The 20385-nt window shown below is 38.0% G+C and carries 22 protein-coding genes; 8 read left to right on the top strand and 14 right to left on the bottom strand.

The window, feature by feature from the left end; genetic code table 11:
• Positions 1-18: 18 nt before the first annotated feature.
• Both DUT68_RS16780 and DUT68_RS16775 read right to left on the bottom strand, forming a co-directional pair.
• Entirely contained in the window at positions 19-414 is a 396-nt protein-coding gene (locus tag DUT68_RS16780; RefSeq protein WP_113639388.1) for an META domain-containing protein, read from the bottom strand.
• Positions 415-438: 24 nt separating this feature from the next.
• Positions 439-1416, bottom strand: a complete 978-nt coding sequence (locus DUT68_RS16775; RefSeq protein ID WP_113639387.1) for an App1 family protein — start codon at positions 1414-1416, stop codon at positions 439-441.
• A 51-nt stretch (positions 1417-1467) separates the two neighbouring features.
• Between DUT68_RS16775 and DUT68_RS16770 the strand changes: the two genes are divergently transcribed.
• Positions 1468-2364, top strand: a complete 897-nt coding sequence (locus tag DUT68_RS16770; protein ID WP_113639386.1) for a diacylglycerol/lipid kinase family protein — start codon at positions 1468-1470, stop codon at positions 2362-2364.
• Here the strand turns inward: DUT68_RS16770 and DUT68_RS16765 are convergent.
• The 4 genes from DUT68_RS16765 to rbfA all read right to left on the bottom strand — a co-directional run bounded on the left by DUT68_RS16765 (position 2318) and on the right by rbfA (position 4710).
• Complete coding sequence (locus DUT68_RS16765; protein WP_157960908.1) at positions 2318-2728, bottom strand: hypothetical protein; 411 nt, start codon at positions 2726-2728, stop codon at positions 2318-2320. The genes DUT68_RS16770 and DUT68_RS16765 overlap by 47 nt on opposite strands.
• A gap of 3 nt (positions 2729-2731) precedes the next feature.
• Positions 2732-3388, bottom strand: coding sequence for an energy transducer TonB family protein (locus DUT68_RS16760; protein ID WP_157960907.1), 657 nt, complete (start codon positions 3386-3388; stop codon positions 2732-2734).
• Positions 3389-3626: 238 nt separating this feature from the next.
• On the bottom strand, positions 3627-4262 hold the full coding sequence (gene trhA, locus DUT68_RS16755) for a PAQR family membrane homeostasis protein TrhA (protein ID WP_113639383.1): 636 nt from the start codon (positions 4260-4262) through the stop codon (positions 3627-3629).
• Between the two features lie 64 nt (positions 4263-4326).
• A complete protein-coding gene (gene rbfA, locus DUT68_RS16750) occupies positions 4327-4710 on the bottom strand; it encodes a 30S ribosome-binding factor RbfA (protein ID WP_113639382.1) in 384 nt (127 codons plus the stop codon).
• Positions 4711-4856: 146 nt separating this feature from the next.
• Between rbfA and DUT68_RS16745 the strand changes: the two genes are divergently transcribed.
• The gene (locus DUT68_RS16745) at positions 4857-5213 is read left to right on the top strand and encodes a four helix bundle protein (protein ID WP_113639381.1); all 357 of its coding nucleotides are present in this window, start codon (positions 4857-4859) and stop codon (positions 5211-5213) included.
• Between the two features lie 113 nt (positions 5214-5326).
• Here DUT68_RS16745 and hflX read toward each other — a convergent pair whose 3' ends face one another.
• The gene (hflX, locus tag DUT68_RS16740; RefSeq protein ID WP_113639380.1) at positions 5327-6526 is read right to left on the bottom strand and encodes a GTPase HflX; all 1200 of its coding nucleotides are present in this window, start codon (positions 6524-6526) and stop codon (positions 5327-5329) included.
• An 83-nt stretch (positions 6527-6609) separates the two neighbouring features.
• Between hflX and DUT68_RS18510 the strand changes: the two genes are divergently transcribed.
• The 4 genes from DUT68_RS18510 (at position 6610) to DUT68_RS16720 (ending at position 10332) form a co-directional block, all read left to right on the top strand.
• Positions 6610-6762 (top strand): hypothetical protein, encoded by a 153-nt coding sequence (locus DUT68_RS18510; RefSeq protein WP_157960906.1) that lies wholly within the window; start codon positions 6610-6612, stop codon positions 6760-6762.
• A gap of 300 nt (positions 6763-7062) precedes the next feature.
• Positions 7063-7272: a hypothetical protein gene (locus DUT68_RS16735; RefSeq protein WP_113639379.1), complete on the top strand. Its 210-nt coding sequence runs from the start codon at positions 7063-7065 to the stop codon at positions 7270-7272.
• Complete coding sequence (locus DUT68_RS16730; RefSeq protein ID WP_113639378.1) at positions 7262-7528, top strand: type II toxin-antitoxin system RelE family toxin; 267 nt, start codon at positions 7262-7264, stop codon at positions 7526-7528. The genes DUT68_RS16735 and DUT68_RS16730 overlap by 11 nt, the downstream gene beginning before the upstream one ends.
• 506 nt (positions 7529-8034) lie before the next feature.
• Positions 8035-10332: a Tex family protein gene (locus tag DUT68_RS16720; RefSeq protein WP_113639376.1), complete on the top strand. Its 2298-nt coding sequence runs from the start codon at positions 8035-8037 to the stop codon at positions 10330-10332.
• Positions 10333-10549: 217 nt separating this feature from the next.
• Here the strand turns inward: DUT68_RS16720 and DUT68_RS16715 are convergent, their stop codons facing one another.
• Genes DUT68_RS16715 through DUT68_RS16705 form a run of 3 tightly spaced genes read right to left on the bottom strand, consistent with a single transcriptional unit; the run spans position 10550 to position 13573 of the window.
• Positions 10550-11284, bottom strand: coding sequence for a glycosyltransferase family 32 protein (locus tag DUT68_RS16715; protein WP_113639375.1), 735 nt, complete (start codon positions 11282-11284; stop codon positions 10550-10552).
• Positions 11285-11318: 34 nt separating this feature from the next.
• Positions 11319-12050 (bottom strand): glycosyltransferase family 32 protein, encoded by a 732-nt coding sequence (locus tag DUT68_RS16710; protein ID WP_113639374.1) that lies wholly within the window; start codon positions 12048-12050, stop codon positions 11319-11321.
• Positions 12047-13573, bottom strand: coding sequence for a lipopolysaccharide biosynthesis protein (locus DUT68_RS16705; RefSeq protein ID WP_113639373.1), 1527 nt, complete (start codon positions 13571-13573; stop codon positions 12047-12049). The genes DUT68_RS16710 and DUT68_RS16705 overlap by 4 nt, the downstream gene beginning before the upstream one ends.
• A 112-nt stretch (positions 13574-13685) precedes the next feature.
• On the opposite strand from DUT68_RS16705, the gene DUT68_RS16700 reads away from it, so the two are divergent.
• Both DUT68_RS16700 and DUT68_RS16695 read left to right on the top strand, forming a co-directional pair.
• Complete coding sequence (locus tag DUT68_RS16700; protein ID WP_157960905.1) at positions 13686-14435, top strand: glycosyltransferase family 2 protein; 750 nt, start codon at positions 13686-13688, stop codon at positions 14433-14435.
• 63 nt (positions 14436-14498) lie between these two features.
• Positions 14499-15452, top strand: coding sequence for a Fic family protein (locus tag DUT68_RS16695; RefSeq protein WP_113639371.1), 954 nt, complete (start codon positions 14499-14501; stop codon positions 15450-15452).
• 20 nt (positions 15453-15472) lie between these two features.
• Here the strand turns inward: DUT68_RS16695 and DUT68_RS16690 are convergent, their stop codons facing one another.
• The 4 genes from DUT68_RS16690 to DUT68_RS16675 form a co-directional block, all read right to left on the bottom strand.
• Positions 15473-16387, bottom strand: a complete 915-nt coding sequence (locus tag DUT68_RS16690; RefSeq protein ID WP_113639370.1) for a glycosyltransferase family 2 protein — start codon at positions 16385-16387, stop codon at positions 15473-15475.
• Positions 16388-16444: 57 nt separating this feature from the next.
• Entirely contained in the window at positions 16445-17641 is a 1197-nt protein-coding gene (locus tag DUT68_RS16685; protein ID WP_113639369.1) for a glycosyltransferase, read from the bottom strand.
• A gap of 103 nt (positions 17642-17744) precedes the next feature.
• Complete coding sequence (locus tag DUT68_RS16680; protein WP_214608408.1) at positions 17745-18914, bottom strand: glycosyltransferase family 2 protein; 1170 nt, start codon at positions 18912-18914, stop codon at positions 17745-17747.
• 13 nt (positions 18915-18927) lie between these two features.
• Positions 18928-20385, bottom strand: coding sequence for an O-antigen ligase family protein (locus DUT68_RS16675; protein WP_113639367.1), 1458 nt, complete (start codon positions 20383-20385; stop codon positions 18928-18930).

The raw sequence follows: 20385 nt of genomic DNA, 5'->3' as shown, positions 1-20385 counted from the left end.
TAAGTAGCGCCTCAACTTTTAAAGTTTTGTGAAAACCATTAATAATGTTTCGTTTTGGTACAAATACAATTTATTGCCCGATACTTTTCCAGCAGTTACCTTCTCCAAATCTGCGTAGTATTTATTTTCGGCATCACCTACTGCTTCGCAATACATTTTAGTGCCAAAAATTTTGCTGAAACGGATAGCATTCCCATTAATTACTGCATTACCGCCGTAAGTGTTACAAAACGACTTCCCACCAATTTTACTTCCCTCGCTAATATTTAATGTTGCTTTCGCGGCAGCAGGCAAAGTTTTGCCGGGCCAGTCGCTCAGTTCCCATTTGGTGTCCTGTTGTTTAACTAATCTTAAATCTTTTGTACATGCCTGCAGCGTAAAAGCCACAAAAAGTACCAGTATCAATTTTTTCATGCTTGTTTAGTTTATATGTATACGTTAACTGATCAATCCTATCTTTTTTGAGTGTGCAATGGCATCTTCACTATGCACAAAAAGGCAAGTGCTAATACTCATCTGCTCTAATTTATTCAATATTTTTTTAGTTTCTAAATATTTAGATTTTCTTACTTCTCTAATGTAAACAGCCTGTACATTTTTGCCATATTTTTGGCAAATCTTCAAATAAATTTCAGGATCCTGCTGCGAGTTATCCCCTAAAAAAACAAACTTTTGATTTGGGAAAGCATCGATAATCCTCATGATTCGTAATAGCTTACCCTCATGCCCTGTTTTACCAGTTTTCAATAAATCTCGCCAACGTTTTAACTGATTAAGCAAAAAAGATCCCTCTGGAAAACCATTAAATCTAAAAGTCTCTAAAAGGTAATCATACAAATTCCACTCGCTACTAGAAACGTAGAAAAATGGATTTGGCTGCTGCTCATTGGTATGCGCTAAGGCAAGCTGCTCATAATGATATCGTGTTGATTGAAAAGTTTTTCTCGTATGCGGATTACGCAGCAACAGTTCCCTTAATCGCTTAGCTATAGTTTTAGAGTGCGATACCATTACCGTATCATCTATGTCAGAAATAAATGCATACTGCGTGATATGGGGCACATAAAGCTCGCCGCTGTTACGGGCTATCTCATTTCCGGCTTCATCTAAAGCTCGCACCTCAACTTGATGCCAACCTGCAGCCACGTTATCATTTGCTTCCCACTCTACCTTAAAAAAACCATCGTCAGCAGTTTTAGATGTAATGCGCTGTCCATAAAAATTCAGTTCTACTGTAACGTAGGGATAAGGCTTCAACACAAAAAGCTTAAAAACGTGTTTTAGGTTAGTCCAAAAACTTTTGCTAAAACGTTGTTCGGTTTTAGCCCTGTGTTTGAACACGTGGCCGTAAATCACCAAATTATGTGTGTGACCGTAGCCTCGATAAACTTTTACTTGAGCTGCAATTTTCGACATATTTATTTAAAACAGACTTAAGGTATTGTTGTTTTATATGATATTAATAATATGACCTATAAAAACACGAAACTCCGCCTGCTATTCATTGTGAATCAGGGCTCTGGAAACAAGGACGAAAGCCTTAGCGAACAGATTATCAACCACTTTAGCCAAAGCGATATTGGGATAGAAATTTTTGAACTACCCCGCAGCTGTAAAACTGATGATGTTAAAAAAGCCATCGAAAAAGCTAATGCTGATAGAGTAATTGCTGTTGGTGGAGACGGTACGTTGAAACTTGTTGCTGAGTGCCTACTTGATAGCGATACTCCCATTGGAATTATCCCCGCAGGTTCGGCAAACGGCATGGCTAAAGAGCTAGGAATACCACTAGATATTGAGGAAGCTTTGGATGTAGCGGCCAATGGACCAACCAAAAAAATCCACGCTACATCAGTTAACGAACAACTTTGTGTGCACTTGTCCGATATCGGCTTTAATGCCTACCTGGTTAAAAAATTCGATGAGTTGCCTAGTCGCGGCATGTGGACCTATGCTAAATCTGCTTGGCACGCATTCTGGAACCACAAAAAAATGATGGTTCAATTTAAGGTTAACAACCGGGAGATTAAAACCGAAGCTGCCATGGTGGTAATTGCCAACGCCACTAAATATGGAACCGGATTTCAAATTAATCCCAATGGAAAGCTGGACGACAATGCTTTTGAAATTATCCTTATTAAGGAATATGCCGTGATGGAAATCCTAAAAATATGGATTAGCAAGGCCCCTTGGAACCCTAAAAAGATAGAAAGTTTTCAAGTTTCGGAAGTGAGCATTAGCACTAAACAAAAAGCGCATTTCCAGGTAGATGGAGAGTACTTTGGGAAAATAAATAAAATAAATGCTAAGCTTTTGCCTAGTTGTTTAACCGTTGTTGTTCCTGAGTTAGATAGTGCGCCCTAATGGTAAGGTAAAGCCTAATAAACTCGGCAACATAGCAAACCTTTAGTAAAATAGGGAACCATTTATCATCATAGTTCTCAAAAGCTTCGGGCAGTAAAGTGATAAAGCCTAAGCTTAGTACCCAAAGGTATAACCTGAAAGGAAATTGAATATAGTAGCTTATAAAACCGTATTTCTTCCCCAACGATAAACCTAAAGCACCTATAATTACCAAAACAAACATCGGAAACATTAAAATTGCCTGTATCTTATCCGACGGAACAGTAAACTTCGAAAAGTTTTCAGCGATATCCCATAGTTGCATAGTCATGAAAATCACGGTAAGCAAATCCAAAAAGGCAAAAACTCGAAGAAGAATACGCATATTTTATTTACAATATTTGGCAAGCAGTTGATCTGCTTTTGTTGAGCCCATATATTTTACAAACTTAAAATCTTCGCAGGCACTTTGCAAATCGCCCTGACTAATCTTCCGTTCTGCAATCTTAATTTTTCTATTCAAATAATCGTCATCAATACCTAATTCGCTTTTCAGGGCAATAATGTTGTCCTCACCAACAAAATTCTCTATTGCCTGCTCACGGTTTCTGTAAAAATTGGCAATTTTATTCAAGGATCCTATTTGTTCAGTGTAATTCCTTATCGACAGGCCCATGCTAGCCGGATTCATGCCTTCGCAACCATAGTCCTTCAAACTAAACTTCATTGGCGAACGCACAAGAGTAGTAGTATCATAACCGCTAGGCACTATCCATTTTCCGCTGGTCAGTTTAATCAACCGCAGGGCTTCAGCATCCAAATCTGCCCCTACGCCCCTGCTCACGGTAGCATAAGTTACCTTTCCTTCTTTATTAATTTTAAAAGCTACCTCAATTGTACCCTGTATGCAATTGTCAAGCGCATACATCGGATATATGGTGTTCGCTGTCACAAAATTTTCCAATCCGTTTTTTAACGTTGGCCGCTGCTGCGCCTGCAATTGTAACCCGCACATCAGCAATAAAATAACAATCCATCTGCTCATACTTAAATTTACTAAATAATCAACAAAACCTGAAGCTTGTACTGGCAATATTACCTTTTAACGATATTTTTAGAAAAGCAAATGCAGTAATCCTTCCGTTAGCAAAGTCCCGTTTTCCGCTTTACTTCGTGTTCGCTTCAACCGGGTTTATTTAACAAAAAACACTGCTACTATTTACCATCAAAAGCAAGTGCTAAAATATGTTTGTCAGGGCAAATCTGTTACACTTAGAACAAACTTAACCTTTAAAAACGTAGCTATAGTTGTAAATGAAATGAGATAGTGCACCTAAATTCACAAAAACATGCCAAAGCTCATGACTGTGCAGGTACTTGTAAAGCGGTTTGTCTTTGGCATAGTAATACGTACCTCCAATATAAAAAACCCCTCCCAGCAATAGCCAAAACAAACCAATTACTGGAATTTGCTCCACCATTTTAGCCATAAACGGGATAATAAGGCAGCCCATGGCGATGTATAAGCCAGTGGAGAGATTTCCCTTTTTAAGCCTGTTAAAAATTTTAAGTAGGCACCCTAATATTGCAATAAGCCACACCAAGCCAAATAACAACCAACGCACCCAACCATCAAAAATGAGCAATGCTGTTGGTGTAAAAGAACCGGCAATCATCAAATAAATACAACAGTGATCAAACTTTTGCCAAAACCTAATGCCATATTCCGTTTTTGGCACACTGTGATAAATGGCGCTAACGCTGAAGAGTACGAAAATACCCAGTCCGTATACAATTGCTGCCGTTTCCTCAAACAAAGTTGATGATTTTTGGAGCAGCAAATACATGCCAGGTAGCGCTAAAACTGCTGGCAAAAAATGGGTGATGAAGTTTCCTGGCTCTCGGATATACTTTTGCATTCTGATGTTTAAATAAACCCGAGGGAGCTAAACCTTATTAACCCTCATAAATTTTGAAAGCATATTAATCTTCGCTTGCGTCGTTGTCCGTATCCTTACGTTCTTTGGCAATTTTATCAAAAATTTGGTCCATTCTTTCAACGTATTCGTTAGTATCATCTACAAAGAAAGTTAAGGTAGGTACAACCCTAGCTTGGTGTCGGATACGAGAACCCAATTTATACCTAATTTCGCCAGCATGAGAATTAACTGTGGCTACCGATAAACCAGTATTATTTGTATTAAAAAAACTAAGGTAAACCTTTGCTACCGCCAAATCTGGCGATACACGAACCTTAGTAATTGTGACCAATGTATTTGGCAAGTAAGCAGCGCCCTCACGCTGAAAAATTGCTGCCAATTCTTCCTGTAATAATCCTGCAAACTTCTTTTGTCTGTTACTTTCCATATCTTAAAAATTACCAAATTTCAATATTCAATGACCAATTGCAATAACAACAATATCCAATCATCAAATGCTATCAATGTTACTTCAAATAGCTATTAAAGCTATCAAGCATTAAATTCAAATGTAAAAGTAGTTATATTTAGTTAATGACCAATAATTCAAACTTCGACTTAGAACAGAGGACCTTTATTTTTGCAAAAGCTGTTAGAAGCTACTGTAAAAAGGTTTCCCCAAATATCGCTAACATTCAAGACATCAAACAAGTCACGCGGTCTTCTGGTTCTGTTGCTGCAAATTATATTGAAGCTAACGAAAGCTTAAGCAAGGCAGATTTTGTATTCAGAATAAAAATTTGCCGAAAAGAAGCAAAAGAAACTAAACTTTGGCTAAATCTTATTGACATCCAGGACAAGCCTGAGCTAAACGAAACAAAAAACAAACTAATTGACGAAGCTCAACAACTTACGTTAATATTCAATTCAATAGTCAAAAAATCAAGCTAAATAATTATTACGTACATATTTACTCCCATTGATATTAGTACAGACTAACTATTGCTTATTGCTATTGGTTATTGGTTATTGGTCATTGATTATTGGTCATTGCTCCATTAATATCAATAAAGCAGCTTATCATACGGGTACCGTGTAGTATGAATTTCCTTCACTTTATCGTACAATAAGTTTCTAAAATCTTCTAAATTTTCCTTTTGTGTAGCCGAAATAAAAATTGCTGGGGAATTGTTGTGTGCCATCCAAGTTTTTTTAAAATCAGCTAACGTTAGTGGCTCTTGCTGTTCATCAACATCCACTAAATTATCTTGATCTGGAGCTACATAAGCATCTATTTTGTTAAAAACCATAATGGTTTCCTTATCTCTAGCGCCCAAGTCCTTCAAGGTTTCATTCACTGTGTGTATTTGATCTTCAAAATTTGGATGCGAAATATCCACTACATGCACCAATATATCGGCTTCACGCACCTCATCCAAGGTAGATTTAAAGCACTCTACCAAATGATGCGGCAATTTGCGAATAAAGCCAACAGTGTCCGAAAGCAAAAAAGGCAAGTTATCAATCACCACTTTCCTCACTGTGGTATCCAGTGTTGCAAACAACTTGTTCTCTGCAAATACTTCTGATTTAGAAAGCATATTCATAATAGTAGATTTACCAACGTTGGTATAACCCACCAAAGCCACGCGAATAAGCTGACCACGGTTTTTACGTTGCGTTTCGTTCTGCCTATCAATTAATTTCAAGCGTTCCTTAAGCAGGGTAATTTTTTCCAAAATCATCCTTCTATCGCTTTCAATTTGGCTTTCACCCGGCCCACGCATACCAATACCCCCTTTTTGACGCTCCAAGTGAGTCCACATACGGGTTAAACGAGGCAGCAAATATTGCAGCTGCGCAAGTTCTACTTGAGTTTTAGCTTGTGCGGTTTGTGCCCTACCAGCAAAAATATCAAGAATCAGGTTACTTCTATCCAGTATCTTAACTTTTAGCTCTTTTTCAATGTTACGCAATTGCGATGGCGAAAGTTCATCATCGAACACCACCAAATCAATTTCTTCTGCTTTTACATACGTCTGTATTTCCTCTAACTTTCCTGTACCCACAAACGTAGCACGATCTGGCTTCTGCATGCGCTGCGTGAAAGTTTTTTCCACTACACCACCAGCTGTATTCACCAAAAATGCTAACTCGTCCAAATACTCCTTGGTTTGCTCAGCTTTTTCGCCTGGCAAAGCCACTCCTACTAAAACCGCCCTTTCTTGTTTGGGCGCAGTATCATAAAATTTTTGTTTTCCCATTAATTATTACAAAGATACGAAGCGATTTACTAATTACGATTTTTAGATTTATGATTTGATTGATTAATATACAACACGGCAAAATGAAGTATGTTTTTATTGATGTTTTGCCACAGATGAACAGATTAACTTCTCGTTTACTGGCCACAGCTACATACGTGTTCATGATTAGCCACAGATGCACAGATTTAGACAGAGAATTGAATAAAAATATCTTTGCATCTGTGGCTAATTAACATTGGCAAAGACAGATCATAAAACTACGTGCCGCGAAATGCGATGTTGCCCAAAATCACCAAACTTTCGATAATAAACCTTATTGCAGCGGAAATACTTTTTGTTTGTGTCAATCCTGAGCTTGTCGAAGGATTTTATGTTAGTGAGCAGATGTTTAGGCAAGCTCAACATCACAACTATGAATGGCAGTGCACTTAAAAAACATTGCAAGCTTTAAAAACTTACGAAGTTGAGAGCTAGTGCTGCCAGATATCTTTACTAGCAAATTTGTATATTTGTTATATAAAAAGTAATAAGTTATGGCTGCGTTGATCATTGAAAGTAAAAACCCTGCAAATCTAAAAATTTTGGCTGCTATGGCTAAGCATCTTGGCGACAACGTAAGGGCTATTGACGTTGAAGAAATTGAAGATTTACTTTTCGGCAAAATGATGGAGAAGGAGAAAACAGGGCAGAAAGTGAGCAGAGATACCATTATGAAAACCCTTGGCGTAAAAAATGATAGTTGAGTTTGAAAGCAGCTTTAATAAAGCTTTGGAAAAGCTAAATGATAACGCATTGAAGTTAAAAATTTGGACTACCATACAGACAGTTGAAGATGCTCAAAAACTCTCTGAAATAAAAAACTTGAAAAAGATGAAGGGCTATAAAACCTTCTATCGTATAAAATTAGGTGATTATCGTATAGGTTTCGAGTGTGTAAATAACACAATTAACTTTATCACCATCGCTCATCGAAAAGATATTTATCGCATTTTCCCATAGCTAAACAGAGTTCGCCACTAATGGCCACAGCTACATGCTTATTCATAATTAGCCACAGATGCACAGATATTTATTGCCCCTCGAGATTAAATTTAACTCCTAGTTTACTGACCCAAAGCTATATACGTGTTCATGATCAGCCACAGATGCACAGATTTTAAACATAGAATCGAATAAAAATATCTGTGCATCTGTGGCTGATTAACATTCGCAAAGACAGATCATAGAACTACGTGCCGCGAAATGCGATGTTGCCCAAAACCACTAAACTTTCGATAATAAACCTTATTGTAGCGGAAATACTTTTTGTTTTTGTCATCCTGAGCTTGTCGAAGGATTTTATGTTAGTGAGCAGATGTTTAGACAAGCTCAACATCACAACTGTGAATGGCAGTGCCAACAAAAAGATTGTAGCGAAAAGAAGGGCTGAAGTTGTGAAGATATTGAAGCTTTGTTTTCCAAATCAATTTAATTAGGCTATTTTTAGCCTCCTTAAAAATTTGGTTATGCACAATCACCTGCAACATATTGCTACCTCGCTAAATATCAATAGCAAACAAGTTAATGCCACACTAACACTATTAGAGGAAGGTGCCACGGTGCCTTTTATTTCGAGGTATAGAAAGGAAATTACCGGCAGTTTGGATGAGGTGCAAATTACTGCAATTAGAGATTTGGCGCAGCAGTTAAAAGAACTGGACAAGCGTAAGGAAGCGGTTTTAAAATCGATATTGGAGCAGGGAAAGCTAACTCCAGAGTTGGAGAAAAAAATTGAACTGGCGGAAACGCTTACCATTTTGGAAGATATTTACCTTCCCTACAAACAGAAACGTAAAACTAGGGCATCGGTAGCTAGAGAAAAAGGCCTGGAACCTTTGGCTTTAAGGATTTTTGCGCAAAGCAGAATTGATGTGGAGGCTGAGGCTACCGCGTATATTGATGCGGAGAAGGGCGTAAAAGATATACAAGATGCCTTAGCTGGTGCTAGGGATATTGTTGCCGAAATTATTAACGAAGATGCCGAAGCAAGGGCAAAAATGCGCCGATATTTTGAGCAAAAAGCTACTTACAAAAGTGTAGTTGCAAAAGGTAAAGAAACAGAGGCAATTAAGTATAAAGACTATTTTGAATGGGAAGAAAGCGCTAAAAACGCACCTTCGCACCGTGTTTTGGCCATGTTACGTGGCGAGGAAGAAGGCTTGCTGAAATTGGATGTGCTGCCGCCAGATGAGGAAGCCATTCAACTATTGGAAAAACAGTTTATTACTGGTAACAATAGCGCAAGCAAGCAGGTGGAACTGGCAATTTACGATAGTTATAAGCGCTTGTTACGTCCTTCAATGGAAACTGAATTGCGAGCTGCCATTAAACAAAAAGCGGATGAAGAAGCGATTAGGGTATTTGCCGCTAACGCCCGCCAGTTATTAATGGCCGCACCTTTGGGACAAAAAAATGTAATGGCCGTTGACCCAGGTTTTAGAACCGGCTGTAAGGTGGTTTGCTTGGATAGACAGGGCAATTTGCTAGAAAATACTACCATTTACCCACATACAGGGCAGGGCAATGTAAAGGATGCCGAGTGGAAAATTAATCAGCTTTGCGAAAAACACGACATTGAAGCCATTGCTATTGGCAACGGAACGGCCGGAAGAGAAACTGAAACTTTTATCAGAGGTTTAAAACTTGCTGAGGTAACGATAGTAATGGTGAACGAAAGTGGCGCTTCAATTTACTCGGCATCGCCTTTGGCAAGAGAAGAATTTCCAGACCATGATGTTACGGTGCGTGGAGCCGTTTCCATTGGCAGAAGATTAATGGATCCGTTGGCGGAACTAGTAAAAATAGATCCAAAATCTATTGGTGTTGGGCAGTACCAGCATGATGTTGACCAAAGCAAACTACAACAAAGCTTAGATGACACAGTGATGAGTTGTGTGAATGCTGTTGGTGTAGAACTAAATACGGCATCTAAACAATTATTGGCTTATGTTTCCGGTTTGGGCGATAGCCTGGCACAAAATATTGTAAACTACCGCAGCAAAAATGGTACGTTTAAAAACAGGGAAAGTTTAAAGAAAGTTCCCCGCTTAGGAGATAAGGCTTTTGAGCAGGCGGCGGGATTTTTGAGGATACGCAATGCCGAACAACCTTTGGATAGCAGCGGCGTACACCCGGAGCGCTACCAATTAGTGAATAAAATGGCCAAAGATTTGGGTGTTTCAGTAGCTGAGCTTATTAAAAATACGGAACTACAAAAGCGAATTAACCTGCAAAACTATGTAAGTGCCGAAGTAGGCTTGCCTACCTTGCAGGACATTTTGAAAGAACTGGCAAAACCCGGCCGCGACCCTCGTGAGCAATTCGAAGCTTTTAGTTTTGCCGACGGGGTAAATAGCATCGAAGACCTTAAAAAAGGCATGAAATTGAAGGGGATTGTAACCAACATTACCAACTTTGGCGCCTTTGTGGATATTGGTGTGCATCAGGATGGTTTGGTACATACCAGTCAGCTGGCCAACCGCTTTGTAGCCAATCCAAATGAGGTGGTGAAGGTAAGCCAAGTGGTGCAAGTTACCGTTACCGACGTTGATGTGGAACGTAAGCGTATTTCTTTATCGATGAAAGAAGATAGTCAGAAAGAGCGGAAGTCAGAAAGTACGAAAGGGAATTGGAACAAGAACGATGCGCAGAAACGCAATGAGCAACCGAGGAAATCGTTCAATCAGCAACAGCCTAAAAAACAAAAGGAAGCGGATGGCGATTTACAGGAAAAGCTAGCGAAGTTGAAAGGGATGTTTAAGTAACGTGAATTGCGTTGGCGTTTTTGATATGCAACGCCTGCTATGGTAGTTTGGGAAAGCAATCCTATAACTTTACCGGAAACAATTTAAACGCTGCAAGATTGCTTGGTACCTCGCAGTGACGATCATTTTCAATCAATGCAGCAATGATATAAACTGATTAACCATTAACAAATCGATAATCCACGTAGTGCCACCCCTGTAACTGTGGGTTAACTTTTTATTTATTCTTTCCTATCAACTTTCTATATCTCCTCGACCAATTTTGAGCGGTACGTTTGCCCAAAATCCAATTGGCTAACTTTCCCAAAGTTGTATAGTTATGATCAATCCACGAACCGGCAAAATGATGTATGCAGTAGGTATTTGGCGTAATGTTCATTTTTAAGGTTTTCCAGCTTTTAGGGTAGAAATATTCGCTTGGATAAATGGTACAATATCCCGGTATCTTCTGAAAGGTATTGTTTGGAAGTACTCCTTTTTCCTTTCCTAAATGATCCGTCATCAATTCAGTGATAGGGTTGATATCCAAACTGCCATCAGCTTTGTAAAAACTTTTATGCTCATAAAAAGCTAACAAATTGCTAATCCACTCGCCATTTTTTACGCTGCCAATTACGCCTGCCGAAACTAATTGATCTTCAAAGGCGGTAAATGCAATGTCGTTCAAAAACTCATCAGGCATTGATTTGATAAACTCTACATCGGTATCCAAATACAGTCCGCCCATGTTTTTTAATACATACAGCCTGCATACATCGGCTACAAAAGCATACTTCTTTTCTTTGTAGGCATCCAAGGCATACTGATAACTGCTAATATCAAAATTATCCTCGTTCCACAGCATAAGTTCATAATCGGGGAGGTATTTTTTCCATGAAGCAACGCACCGTTGAACCAGCTCGGGCATTTCGCCCCTACCAAACCAGCAATAGTGAATAATTTTAGGGATCATGAGCTTTAATTAATGTTTTTAATAGATGATGTCTTTAAAATAATTTCTTGTTACGATACTTCTCCGACCAAGCATTCGCAATTCTTTTACCCAGCAAAAAATTGGCCAATTTGCCCAATGTGCTTTGCTTTTTATGCAACCAAGAACCGGCAAAATGATGTATACAATAGGTGTTTGGCGTTTGTTTAATTTTTAAGGTTTTCCAACTTTTCGGGCAGAAATAATCACTCGGAAAAATGGTGCAATACCCCTCCAGTTCCTGAAAAGTGTTATTGATCTGTACATTTTTCCTTGTTTTCATGAACTCCGTGATGATTTCTGTATTCGGGTTTATATCGTGAGTCCCGTCTTTCAAATAAAAACTTCGGTTATCATAATACGGCAGTAAATCGTTGATCCATTTGCCATTTTTCTCGCTACCCATAATGGCCGATGAAAGCAAAAGGTTATCTTCAAAACCCGTAAAAGCATTTTGTTGTAGCACTTTTTCATCTAAAGGTTTCAAAAATTCCACATCGGTATCCAAATAAATACCGCCCATGTTTTTAAGTGCGTACAGCCTGCAAACATCTGCCACAAAAGCATATTTTTTTTCTTTGTAGGCTTCAGATGCAAAGCGATACATGTTGACATCAAAATTAGATTCGTTCCAAACCATAATTTCATAATCTGGAAGATACTTTCTCCAAGATTCTAAACATTTAAGTGCCAACTCGGGCATCTCTCCGTTTCCAAACCAACAATAATGTAAAATCTTAGGAATCATATATTTATTTTTTGTCTTACTTTTTGAATGATGTTGCTCCTGGTGCTGCTATCGAAGTTCATGAAAAATGTAACAATAAGCAGCAATGTTCCAATTAGCGCACAGTTGATTAAAAACAGCAGCCAATTGCTCACTTCAAACAAATGCAACTGTTTCCAGCCGTAGCAAAGGGCAATTAACAAGGTAAAGCCTGCTAATCCCCTCACAATTTTTTTAAAGAAGTACCACCTATTTTCCTGCAAACAGTAGGCTGCATATAAAGGCGTAAATGTAAGGTGACTAAACACACCGCTAACTAAGGCGCCAACGGGTATGGAGTAAACACCAAGTGAACTGTATTTGCAGAAAATAATGACTAGCACAAAATTGAATATGGAAATAAAAATCCCCCAAAATGAAGCCACTCTTAATTTATTGGTGATTACAAAAACATGGTAAACGGTTTCAACTGTGCCATGCACAATAAATGGAACCAAGGTAATTACCGATAAAAGATGTAGCGCATGTGCATCTTGAGTTGGTAGCCAAAGCTTAAAAAAAACTTCGCCGTACACAAAAAAAACCGACAAGGGCACCAGCACCACCAAAAAAATTGCCTTGAAAGATAAGTCTAATGTTTTTTTCAACTTACCCATGTCATTGTTAGCGTAAGCCTTTAACATTTCGGGCAAAAATATAGGTACAATAATTCCTAAAAGGATATAAATGGCATTGGGGATAAACTTTGTTAAAGAGAGAAACCCCATCCCCGAAGCACCAAAGAAATGATTGGCGATTAACAGATCTAGCTGTGTATTCACCACGTTGGCCATGGCCATTACCGAGTTCCAAATTCCTGAGCCAACAATAACATAAAGCGCACTTTTGGAGAAAAAAGACCAATCAATTTGCACCTCAGGCAATAGTTTTTTGGTGAGCCGATAATTGGCAATGAACATGTAAAACGCCGTGGCTGCAGTAGTAACACCTAAAAAGTATATTCTTGGTGTAAAGAAATAGAAAAGCAGGATAATGGCTCCCAACTTTAACACATTGGATATGATATTGATGAAGGCTAACCTATCAAAGCGGTTGAGGGCAAAAGCAGTTACCTGAAAAACAGCCGAAGAGACATTGATGACTAAACTGATGAAAATGAAGATAAAAAGTAACCTTACATCATGAATTAAGTTGATAGGAATATCTAAAATCTTATCAATAAACGCACAAAAAATACCGCTCACCACTAAAAATCCTAACGAAATGAGGATATTACCAAATAGTACTGAGTTGAAATAGGTATTGACTTCTTTAATATCCTTCTTTTCTAAACTAATGGTAATGTATCTGCTCGACATGGAGTTGAGCGCTGTAGTGACGATGCCCGCATACATTACAAAATTGTTGGAAAGCGGAAAAAATCCGTAAGCTTCTTTCCCAAGGTGTTCAACAATATAAGGGGTTAAAAAAAATGAGATTCCAACTCCAGATATTGCACTAAAGAAGTTAGAAACCAAATTAACTACAAAACGTCTCTTATCCATAAAATTGAACACTAATGTAAATGTTTTATTCGATTTATGTTTAAAACTTAATCCGAATCTTACATTTTATACCTAATTTGGTGATGAGATATTAGGATCAAAATACTACGAATTGGAACCATTAGTTACCATAATTACCCCTTGCTACAACTCGGCTGATTTTGTAGCGCTTACCATTAATTCGGTACTCGAACAAAGCTACACCAATTGGGAGTTAATTGTTATCGACGACAAATCGAAAGATAATACCACTGCCGTAATTGAAACTTACGCACAACAGCATAACAATATCAAACTGATAAAATTAGAGCAAAATGGTGGTGTTGCCAATGCCAGAAACGTTGGTTTAACAGAAGCTAAGGGCAAATACATTGCTTTTTTAGACAGCGATGATATTTGGTTGAAGGATAAATTGGCTAAACAGGTTGCTTACATGGAAGAAAAAAACCTGCCCATGACCTTTTGTGCCTACCAAAGAATTGATGAAGCGGGCGCCGTTATTTCCGGAAAAATAGAGGTTCCAAATAGTGTAAACTACAAAAAACTTTTATCTCACAATGTGATTATATTTTCCACTTCACTTACCTTAAAAAGTGCCATAGGAGATATCAGGTTTAAAAAAGCAGGGCATGAAGATTGGATTTTTTGGCTCGATATTTTTAAAAAACCATTTAACGGATATGGCATTAACGAAGTGTTGGTTGAATATCGAATTAGAAAAGGCTCCGTTTCGTCCAATAAATTAAAAGTAATTGGCTTTACCTGGAAGATACTTAGAGAAAGTGAAAAATTAGGCTTTTTTCAGTCGGCATATCATTTTGCCAAGTATGCGTTCGCTACGGTTTGGAAGCGATTAAAGTAAGTTTTCCAGCTGGTTTACAAATTATTTATTACTTTTGATAGTATCATTTGATAGTATCAAAAAATGAAGCCGCCATACGAAATCACTTCGAAGATATTGAAACTAGTAGCTAGTATTTCTCAGAAAACTGGAGAGGTAAATGCTAAATACTTAGTTCAGCAAAATCCTAAGCTTCGAAAACAGAATCAAATTAAAACCATCCACTCCTCTTTAAGTATTGAAGGCAATACTTTATCAGAGCAGCAGGTTACCGCTATTATTGAAAACAAAAGAGTTGCAGGACCTGAAAAAGACATTAGAGAAGTGCTAAATGCGCTTGAAGTGTATAAGTCGTTAAATAATTTCAATTACACCTCTGAAAAGGACTTTCTCAAAGCTCATCAACTATTGATGAATAGCCTAGTTGTTAAAGCAGGTATTTACCGAAAAGAAGGCGTGGGGATAGTTAAAGGTGCTAAATTGGAACATGTGGCGCCTCCTTATGAGAATGTGCCTTTTTTAATGAAAGATTTATTTGCGTACGTGAAGGATAAAACTGAGCTTACCTTGATAAAAAGTTGCGTTTTTCACTATGAGATGGAATTTATACATCCCTTTACAGATGGCAACGGGCGCATGGGAAGATTATGGCAGACAGCCATTTTAATGAGTGAATACCCTTTGTTCGAATTTCTACCTTTTGAAACGCTGATTTCCAAAAATCAACATCAATATTACAATGCGCTTTCTACTTCGGATAAAGAGGGGAAATCAACCACATTTATTGAGTTTATGCTCGGTATCATCGACCTTTCATTAAACGATCTCCTTGAGACTTCGTTCCGAAAACTTAACGAAACACAAAGAATTGAGTTTTTTATAGAAAAGCATGCCGGTTCTTTTACTAGAAAACAGTACATGCAAAACTACCAGGATATTTCTACCGCTACTGCTAGCAGGGATTTAAAAAATGGAGTGGAAAAAGGTTTGATTGAAAAAGTTGGCGATAAAAAAAACACTGTCTATAGAAAACGCTAGTCCAGCTTTTTAAAGCTCAACTACCTTACTTCATAGCCCAAATCTTTACTATTTTTACCGTGGGTGTAGTTCCACCACAAACCTTTCAATGTCCATTTTGCCAACTTATTTTCTCCTTTTAAAAGATATTTAGCGACCGCTTTCGGGCAAGCAACCAATGTAAAATACAAACTGAAAAACAAGGTATTTAACCAGCCTGTGTTTTTACGAATAAACAACATCCGGTTACGGGTATTGAAATAAATTTTAAGAGAACTTGCTTTGCCTACGCTGATAGATTCCTTGTGATAAACATGGGTTTTGCCAGTGAACCAAATTTCTTTGCTTATTCTTTTGAATTTCTCGCACCAATCCAATTCTTCGTAATACAGGAAATAAGTTTCGTCCATTAAACCTGCCTTTTGCAAATCGGCTTTGCTACAAATTACCGCTGCACCATGGCAAAAGCCGGTTTCATAGCTTTTACCATCAAACTGACCAAGATTTTTTTCGAACTGACCGATGTAAGCATTTCTGGCTACCAAGTAATTCATCGGCGTAAAACCTGCATACTGCACCAAATCAGGCTGATCGAAATACAGCAACAAGGGCGACAGTAAGCCAATTTTAGGATTGGCCTCTAGTTCGGCAATGAGCGTTTGTATGCAGCCTGCCGGAATTTCTGTATCGTTGTTCAACAAAAAGATATAATCGCCCTTAGCTTTTTGGATACCCAAATTATTGCCTCCAGCAAAACCTAAATTTTCTTTGGATTGAATGTATTTGATATTTTCAAAATAAGGATGGAAAACCAGTTCCATATTTTTATCCGCACCATTATCAACAATGATTACCTCAACCTCATTAGGAGAATAGGACTTTGCAATTGACTTCAATAAATCAATAGTTACAGCTGCTTGGTGAAAATTAACGGTGATAATTGAAGTTAATGCCATTTTGTTTGATATAAGCCACGGATGCACATATATTCTTGCATTTATAGCTGGTTAAATTTACTGTACGCTCTCTATCGCTTTGTAAATCTCTTCTACATTTTTCTCCCAGGTATGCGTTTTGGCAAAATCAATTCGTTTTTGCTCCAACTCTGGATTGTTCTCTGTGAGCGCTTTTTCAGCAAGCTTTACGTAATCCTCCTTAGTTTCGGCAATGTAAACGTAGTCCTCAAACACACTCATAGCTTCAGTTTTAGTAGCTAACGTTGGTTTTCCCATTGCCAAGTATTCATCAATTTTACGTGGGTAATTACCAATAGTAAGCGGATTTAACGCTTGCGGATTCAAGCAAATATCAAAACCTTTAATGTAGGATGGTAAACTATCAGGTTTTTGTGGGCCTAAAAAATGTACGTTTGGCATTTGATGAAGCTTACTTGCTTTAAAATCCTCATCCTCAGGCCCAACTAACGCCACACTCCATTCTGGTTTCTGTTGGGCCAAGTGTAACAGTATTTGCTCATCTAAACGGATAGAAAGCAAAGCACCAACATAACCTACAATTGGCTTTGGAATTACTGCTAAATTTTCGGGCACTTTTACACTTTCATCGTTTTTAAAAAGTGTAAAATCGCAGCCCTGACCAACGTAAAATGAATTTGGATTATATTGCTTGCAGTAATTGGCCAAATAAACAGAATTGGCCACACATAAATTGCTTTTTTTGATTAACTCAGGCTCTAAATGCTTACCATGTTTCCCCCAATAGGGCGTTGCCAACAAGTTATCTCTCGAATAATAAATACTTAACGCTGGGTGCAACAATTCCTTTAAATGATAGCTTCTGAACATATCGCTATCATTAAACAAAATAAAATCCTTAAAATTTAATTGTTTTAAAGCTTTTTGTATGGATTTAGCAAAACGCTTGTTATTGATTTTATTGAAGATGCGAAAAATGGAAGTTGGTTTGATCCAATTGATAGATTCGTTGATCACATCGGGATAATATACCCAGAAATTAGGTGCAATTTGTTCCAATCCATTTTCTTCGCCTTTAATTACACGCACTCGTTTTTGTACGCCTTCAGTTGCAGCTTGCTGAAATTTAGTACGACGATCAAGCGGTGCATTAATGTACAACACACGGTTATGTTTGCTGAATTCAATGGCGATATCCTTACAATTACTTCCAATTGGAGTATCCCAAGGCTGCTGACCAACTACAATAATGTCTCTATTTTCAATTATCGCCATATTTATGATTTATCTTGAACTCGCTTATAAGCGCTCACTCCCCTTACAAAACCAAGGATTCCAAATATTACAGCAGGAAAGATCAGCAACTCTAAAGGCATAATTATCTATTTTCTTTTTCCATTGGCTTAGCGCTATGAGGCGTAGCCATAAACGATTTTTTAGCTTTTCCTATACTTGCCAAAGCAATCATCATCCCAAACATTGCCCTAGGAATTTGTAATAAAGCAATGTATAATCTCTTATCAGCATAAAAACGCTTTGGTATTGCAATAATTAAGGTAAAACACAAGCTGGCAAACAAGCTAATCCAAAAAATATTTGATGGCCCAAACGGATTAAAGAATGACTGCACCACCAATATAAAAAGCAAAGCCAACAATAGCATGCGAGGCACTAAAAACGTTTGAAGGGTTTTGTTAAAGAACTCTATATTTCCTTTAAATAACTGAACAAAGCCCTCGAAAGCGTACTTTTTTAAAAACTCAACCTGCGACGCAATCCATCTGGTACGCTGCTTGGTAAAAACCTTCGCATTTTCTATTTTTTCATCGTAAACATAAACATCATTTAAATAAGCAATATGAACATTCTCCTTTGCAATCATAAAATCAAGCTGCTTATCTTCACCAACCGTTTCGCCAATATTGTTCAGTAAATGGAGGAAATAATTAAAGTCAAAAGCCATCCCCGATCCAATTAAAGCCGGCGACAACCCAAGGATGGCATGGCTTTTTCTAAATAAATGGTTATTAACTTCTTCATTGCAGGCATCCAAAAAAGCAAAACTACTATCCATATTTTTGGCTACACGGTGTGCCTGTACCACCTTTTTATCATTTTCGAACGCGGCATTGAGATAAGTCAAACAATGATCGCTCATGATATTATCTACATCCATTACCAAAGCCATTTCAAAACCTTCGTTTTTTAATTGGTTCATTGCAAATTGCATGGCTTTACCTTTGGTACTTTTTTCAAAAAAAACCTCAATTACTTTTGCGCCTAAGCTCCTTAAAGTTGATAACGTTTCGGGCAACAAACCATCAGCTATGACTACCACTTCAAAAGTACCTTGATAGGCATGGGATAGCGCAGATTTCACGCTATCAATAATTACCACGTTTTCTTGGTAAGTAGGAAAAAGCACCGCTATTTTTCTAAAATGTTTTGCTTCCTTTTTTGATTTAGACATCGGCAGCAAGCCCACAACACCAAAAAAAGCCAGATAAGCACAGTTGAGCAGCAGGTAAACGCCCAATATCCAAAACATTAAATCAATTATGCTATAAACTATATTCATCTGCTACAATTTCTTTTTGAGGGGTATCCAACCAAGGTGCAATAAATACAAAAGACCACGACATGAACATAATTACCGAAGAAGGCATGGCATTCATCACCTCGTTTCCGTAGCTGCATATAAAACAGCCAACCGTTCCAGAGGTTAAAGCAATCATTTTAGTTTTAAGTTTTGGATCTTGCAACTGCCACACAATACCGCTACACTTTCCAATGATATAACAGTTAATGCCGAACCAAATTAACAAACCAACTACGCCATACATTACCCAAACTTTAACCCAATAACTATCAGGCTGTATGTTGGCAATGGGTTTATCGGCATTGTAAGTAGTACCGTTCATGCCGCTCATGCCTAGTCCGGCGCCAAAAGGCTCATCACGTAGTAAATAGGCCAATTTTTTTTGGTTCATCATCCTTACGTTAAACGATGCATCTTTGGGATCAAGGGCACTACGCAATCGCATAATTTGAAAGCTATCATTACCAATAGTGGTATATTTCAAAATGCCTAAGCCACTTAAAGCAAAGGCGCTTCCTATAATAAGCACCTTGAAATTCTTGCTTAAAAATAAGGCAAAAGCAATACCCGAAACCAGTGCAAATAAGGCTCCCCTTGTACCTGAAATAGCCATACCATACAACATTATCAAAGCGATTGCACCAAAAATGAGTTTCTTAATTAGCGAAAATGGCCCCATTGCAAGTACCAGCGCCATTACGGCCATAATAGCTTGCGAAGCTCCAAACTGGCCCGCATCCGAATAAATGGAGAAAACCCGAAGCGTTCCGGCCAAAATATGCGTAACGTTGTTTCCGGCATCAAGCCACTGCTGCTCGCCGTTGGTTACCCCAATGTATAGCTGCTTTACGCCGTATAATGTTGCCAAGCAGGAAAATAAAAAGATAAAGGTGATGAACCTATTTAAATCTGCTTTTTGATTGAACAAGAGGAATACAATGGGTGCAATGAGTAACCAACTTAGCGCCGTAAAACGAAGCTCATTGAACCAGCCGGTAAAACTGCCGCCATAAGGATTTAATACCTGAAGCAAACTTATACCAAACCATACGGCAGATAATAGCACATGCTCATTTTTTAAGGCTTTCCAGTTAAAACGATTGAGGTTGACTAAAATACTTGCCCATGTAAGCAGCAAAATGGCATCCATAGCCAAACCTACCGGAATATTTAAAAAGGTTTTTACAACAAAACCTAAAACGAAACAGTAACCAAAATATACGATAAAAGCTACCCTAGGATTGTTAAAAGTGGCATATAAAAATGTTCCGGCGGCGGCCAAGGCTAAAACTGCAATTGGCCCTAAAAATCCATATCGTACCACTGAGCCAGCAACACATAAAGAAAGGCTCATCGCTATCAAAAAAAATAGCCAAGCCTTTTTGTTATCGGCAATATGTACGTACAAATTTTTAAGCAT

Source organism: Pedobacter zeaxanthinifaciens, assembly GCF_003313335.1.
GTDB lineage: Bacteria > Bacteroidota > Bacteroidia > Sphingobacteriales > Sphingobacteriaceae > Pedobacter > Pedobacter zeaxanthinifaciens.
The sequence above is the reverse complement of the archived record's forward strand: the minus strand, read 5'-3'. Positions and strand labels throughout refer to the sequence as shown.